Annotated in this window: 1 protein-coding gene; it reads left to right on the plus strand. The window is 70.1% G+C overall.

The annotated features are described in order from the left end of the window. Window positions 1-1,835 (plus strand): Rne/Rng family ribonuclease (locus GH736_RS22285; RefSeq protein WP_159607153.1); only part of this gene is annotated, 1,835 nt, incomplete at both ends.

Below are 1,835 nucleotides of genomic sequence, written 5' to 3' on the forward strand. Positions count from 1 at the left end.
GCGAGGGCGGAGCGCCCGCCGACGAGCCGTCGAGCGTGCGCCGCCGCACCCGCCGCCGGAGTGGCGAGGAGGGGCGCCCGACCGCAGACGAACCGAGCAACACGGTCGTCAAGGTGCGCAAGCCCCGCGAGCCCGAGCTCATCACGGAGCCGCAGAAGGTCAAGGGCTCCACCCGGCTCGAGGCGAAGAAGCAGCGCCGACGCGACGGTCGCGACGCCGGCCGCCGCCGCGCCGTGATCACCGAGGCGGAGTTCCTCGCCCGCCGCGAGTCGGTCGACCGCCAGATGGTCGTCCGGGAGAAGGGCGGCCGGATCCAGATCGGCGTCCTCGAGGACGGCGTGCTCGTCGAGCACTACGTCGCCCGCAACCAGGAGGCGTCGCTCATCGGCAACGTGTACCTCGGTCGCGTGCAGAACGTGCTGCCCAGCATGGAGGCCGCATTCGTCGACATCGGGCGGGGCCGCAACGCCGTGCTGTACTCGGGCGAGGTCGACTGGGACGCCGCCGCCGAGAACGGCGAGAAGAACCAGCCCCGTCGCATCGAGCTGGCGCTGAAGCCGGGCGACCGCGTGCTCGTGCAGGTCACGAAGGACCCGGTGGGCCACAAGGGCGCCAGGCTCACCAGCCAGGTCTCGCTGCCCGGCCGCTACCTCGTGTACGTGCCCAACGGCTCGATGAACGGGATCAGCCGCAAGCTTCCCGACACCGAGCGGGCGCGCCTGAAGAAGATCCTGAAGGACGTGCTGCCCGACAACGTCGGCGTCATCGTCCGCACCGCGGCCGAAGGTGCCACCGAGGAGCAGCTCACGCTCGACGTGAACCGCCTCATCGCCCAGTGGGCCGACATCTCGACCCAGCTCGAGAAGGTGCAGGCGCCCGCGCTCCTGCACTCCGAGCCCGACCTGCTCATCAAGATCGTCCGCGACGTCTTCAACGAGGACTTCCAGAAGATGATCATCGCCGGCGACGAGGCGCGCGAGACGATCGAGCGCTACCTGCGCGCCGTCGCGCCCGACCTCCTCGAGCGCGTCGAGGCCTTCACGGGCGAGCGCGACGCGTTCGACGAGTTCCGCATCTCGGAGCAGATCGAGAAGGCGCTCGACCGCAAGGTATGGCTGCCCTCCGGCGGTTCGCTCGTCATCGACCGCACCGAGGCCATGACGGTCGTCGACGTCAACACCGGCAAGTTCGTCGGCTCCGGCGGCAACCTCGAGGAGACCGTCACGAAGAACAACCTCGAGGCGGCCGAGGAGATCGTCCGGCAGCTGCGGCTGCGCGACATCGGCGGCATCATCGTGGTGGACTTCATCGACATGGTGCTCGAGTCCAACCGCGACCTCGTGCTGCGACGTCTCGTCGAATGCCTGTCACGCGACCGCACCAAGCACCAGGTCGCCGAGGTCACCTCCCTCGGCCTCGTGCAGATGACGCGCAAGAAGCTCGGTCTCGGGCTGCTCGAGTCGTTCTCCGAGCCCTGCGAGGTCTGCGCGGGCCGCGGCATCATCGTGCACCACGAGCCGATCGTGAAGCATCGTTCCCCCCAGCAGGTGGAGCGTGGCGGACGCAGCCGCGGTCGCGGCGGCAACGGCAACGGCAGCGGCAGCGGCGGCAACCAGGCCCCTGCGCCCGCGTCCACGGAGCCCAAGGCCCACACCGGCACCCACGCGATCACGGAGGACGTGAAGCACGCCCTCGCGCAGATCGCGGCGTCGACGATCCCGCACCCCGAGCACAAGCCGGCCGATGCGGATGTCGCGGCCGACGACGTCGCCGCGGTCGCCGGCTTCGGCATCGTGTCGGAGGGTGGTACGACGCGAACCCGGCCGTGTGGAGTG

Origin of the sequence: Agromyces humi (assembly GCF_009720255.1) — a bacterium.
GTDB classification, from domain to species: domain Bacteria; phylum Actinomycetota; class Actinomycetes; order Actinomycetales; family Microbacteriaceae; genus Agromyces; species Agromyces humi.